This is a genomic window from Candidatus Planktophila sp., from assembly GCF_046070465.1.
Classification (GTDB): domain Bacteria; phylum Actinomycetota; class Actinomycetes; order Nanopelagicales; family Nanopelagicaceae; genus Planktophila.
The window spans coordinates 1-3,133 of the sequence record NZ_JBJTMK010000001.1; the positions used below are offsets into that span (position 1 = coordinate 1).

The window sequence follows — 3,133 nt, forward strand, 5'->3', positions numbered from 1 at the left end:
TGTAGGGCTTTGATTGATCGCGACCACCTTCAATGAAGTAGCGATCCATGACACCTTTGATGACATCTTGATTGGGAAAGTGAGCCATCGCGCGACGGATAGATCCATCAATATCTCCATCCTGCAGACGACGAGCTACAACAGAATCAATCGCCGTACCTGAGATAACTCCGAGATGACCTGCTTTGGAGACTTCTTTAGCGAGGGCGGCAGAGGAGACTGCAATACCCATGCCACCTTGAATGATGGTCGGCAATCGGCGCTCTGTCATGGGTCAACTTTGGTGCATAGAGAGCCAAACTCGCGAGTAGTAACTGTGCGAGCCGTAAATAAATTCGTCTCGGGCGTAGGTTCTATGACGTGAATCATAATTAGGCTAGAAGTTGAAGAATGCAAGATAGAGGGCGATTGTGACCATCACAACGGAGATGGAGAGGTCGAGGACTTTCCAAAAGATTGGCTTAGACATGTACTTGGAAGCGGATCTTGCTCCAAAGCCAATTGCGCTGAACCATAGAACGCTGCCTGTTGATGCACCTAGCGCAAAGATCCAGCGATGCTCGTCGAATTGATTGGCAAGGCTTCCAAGAAAGATGACAGTATCTAAATAGACGTGCGGATTAAGGAAGGTAAATCCCAAAACACTTGCAATCACAGCAGTTCGGGCGGGAGATTGAAGTTCTCCGATTTCCAAGTTTTGTTGGTTAAAGGCAGATCGAAGGCTTTTAGATGCGAACCAGAGAAGGTAGGCAACGCCAAACCAGCGAATGAACTCCATGAGAGAAGGAGCCGATTGGATTAATTTGCCGAGACCAGCTGCACCTAAGAAGATAAGAGCTATATCTGAAAGTGCACAGATCGCAACAACAAGGAAAACATGCTTACGAGTTAATCCTTGGCGTATCACAAAGGCATTTTGAGCGCCTATCGCAATGATGAGAGAGAGTCCCGATAGAAGCCCAGGTATGAATGCGCTCATGGGATGAAGATATAGGAATCTTTTGCTGAGTGGACGATACTGGGATCGAACCAGTGACCCCCACAATGTCAATGTGGTGCTCTACCGCTGAGCCAATCGTCCGGGTCTTATGAAGTTGTGGTGGAAGTGTAACCTAGAAAGTGCGATGCTCTTTAGCGAGCATAGTCATCTTGAATTCGCTCAATATCGTCTTCACCGAAATATGTTCCTCGCTGGACTTCAACGAAGATCATTACCTCAGAACCTGAATTGCCGATACGGTGCTGCTCGCCGATGGCTACCTCAACTGAGTCGCCCGCGTGAGCTTTAAACTCTTTATCACCGAGAACAACATCTGCAACGCCAGAGACGATGTACCAATGCTCTTCGCGCTTTTGATGGCGCTGCAGTGAGAGTCTGTGCCCTGGTTCAACCCAGATTGTCTTTACTTTGTAGGTAGGCGTATCTGCAAGCACTTGATAACGACCCCAAGGGCGCTCTGGACCTTCTAGGTATTCCTGAGTCATGGGGATGAGGGTAATCCGTTTCTTCGTTGAAACTATGGAGGTGGAAACGGGATTTGAACCCGTGTAGAGGGATTTGCAGTCCCTTGCCTCGCCTCTCGGCCATTCCACCATAGAAAGAAAGCCACCTTCAGAGAAAGTGACTTTAAATCCGAGCGGACGACGGGGTTCGAACCCGCGACCTGAACCTTGGCAAGGTTCCGCGCTACCAGCTGCGCTACGTCCGCGTATTGCGGGCGCAAATCTAGCGTAGGAGTGGCCTAAGTGCCAAAGCGTGATCCGGCATCGACGTCCTAGCCCTTAGCCTTGCCCCATGTTTATTGGTAAGGGGTATCGCTTCTGGATGGGTGGCGTAGAAGCCAGTCGTTTGGCTGAAATCACCACCGATCCATCGCGGCTCGACGATGGCAATTTCTGGGCAGTATTGACCACCTTCGAAGGTGAATACCGCTTTGCTCGATTTAAGAAAGTTATCGAAAAGCCGTTCATTGCAAAAGAAGCCTGGAACCGATTAGAAAGACCATGGAAATCCAGTGTCGACCAAATCGATTTTATTGCATACGTCCATCAGATCCGTGAAGAGATAGCCACTGGAGGCGTCTATCAAGTAAATGCTTGCAGGCAGCTCTCACATTTCATGGGAGATAAGCCTCAGGGTCTTGATGCTCTCTTTGCGGACGTACTCAATGCGCACCCAGCACCTTTTGCTTCTTACTTGATGATTCCTGGGTTTGAAGTTGCATCTGCATCACCTGAAAGATTCCTTTCGCGCACCGGCTCAAAAATCCTCACATCTCCTATTAAGGGCACAATTCGATGGAACCAAGAGGTTTTTGGGGATAAAGATAAGTCGGAGAACTTAATGATTGTTGATTTGATGCGCAACGATATTTCTCAGGTATGCAAAGCCGGTACCGTTGAAGTCTCTGCACTCTTCAGACAAGAGAAGCATCCGGGTATAACTCACTTAGTTTCAGATATCGAAGGAACTCTTAATGAAGAAACTTCATGGAAATCAATCTATGAAGCACTTCTGCCTCCCGGTTCCGTCTCTGGTGCACCGAAATCATCTGCCTTATCAATAATTGAAAAGAATGAAGGTGCACGTGGTCCTTACTGTGGATCGCTAGGTTGGATTCACGGAGACCGTGCTGAATTAGCAGTTGCTATCCGTACTTTCTGGACGACGGGTGACAAGTATCTTCGATATGGCACAGGTGCAGGGATTACCTGGGGAAGTGACGCGCAATCTGAATGGGAAGAGACCCAACTCAAAGCGCGCCATTTAATTTCGATCGCTGGCGGCGAGCTGTGAACCATCCGGCTCGTAGGCCATTTCCCCAAGGCGAAGGCTTCTTTGAAACTCTGCGCACTAAAAATGGAGAAGTAGCAGAACTCACTCGCCATATGCGGCGAGCTCTCACCGCCTCAGAGGCAACTGGCATCAAGATTCCTGGAGAAGAAGAACTTCGTGCAGCAATCGCAAAGGTAATTACGGAGAATCCTCATGAAATCGGTCGACTTCGCATCTGCTTCAGCCATGAAGGTGTCGTGATCACCCATGATAAATATGAAGACCTCATTGAAGGTGGCTTTTTAACATTTTCGGCTATAACTTCTAAAGCAATTGGAGAACAGTTCAAGACTTATC

4 protein-coding genes, 3 tRNA genes and 1 pseudogene are annotated in these 3,133 nt (G+C 48.4%); 2 read left to right on the forward strand and 6 right to left on the reverse strand.

Going from position 1 to position 3,133, the window contains the following annotated elements; all coding sequences use genetic code 11:
• From ACKOVI_RS00005 to ACKOVI_RS00030, 6 genes and pseudogenes are all read right to left on the reverse strand, one after another.
• Positions 1-271 (reverse strand): annotated as a pseudogene (locus ACKOVI_RS00005) (nitronate monooxygenase); the annotation flags it as partial.
• Positions 272-376: 105 nt separating this feature from the next.
• Positions 377-979, reverse strand: a complete 603-nt coding sequence (locus ACKOVI_RS00010) for a LysE/ArgO family amino acid transporter (RefSeq protein ID WP_509601559.1) — start codon at positions 977-979, stop codon at positions 377-379.
• 30 nt (positions 980-1,009) lie between these two features.
• A tRNA-Val gene (locus tag ACKOVI_RS00015) sits at positions 1,010-1,081 on the reverse strand.
• 50 nt (positions 1,082-1,131) lie between these two features.
• A complete protein-coding gene (locus ACKOVI_RS00020; protein ID WP_509601561.1) occupies positions 1,132-1,485 on the reverse strand; it encodes a phosphomannose isomerase type II C-terminal cupin domain in 354 nt (117 codons plus the stop codon).
• A gap of 35 nt (positions 1,486-1,520) precedes the next feature.
• Positions 1,521-1,594, reverse strand: a tRNA-Cys gene (locus ACKOVI_RS00025).
• A 42-nt stretch (positions 1,595-1,636) separates the two neighbouring features.
• Positions 1,637-1,709 (reverse strand) — tRNA-Gly (locus ACKOVI_RS00030).
• Positions 1,710-1,795: 86 nt separating this feature from the next.
• Here ACKOVI_RS00030 and ACKOVI_RS00035 point away from each other — a divergent pair.
• Both ACKOVI_RS00035 and ACKOVI_RS00040 read left to right on the forward strand, forming a co-directional pair.
• Entirely contained in the window at positions 1,796-2,797 is a 1,002-nt protein-coding gene (locus ACKOVI_RS00035) for a chorismate-binding protein (protein ID WP_509601564.1), read from the forward strand.
• On the forward strand, positions 2,794-3,133 hold a 340-nt coding region (locus ACKOVI_RS00040), incomplete at its 3' end, for an aminotransferase class IV (protein ID WP_509601566.1). The genes ACKOVI_RS00035 and ACKOVI_RS00040, both read left to right, overlap by 4 nt.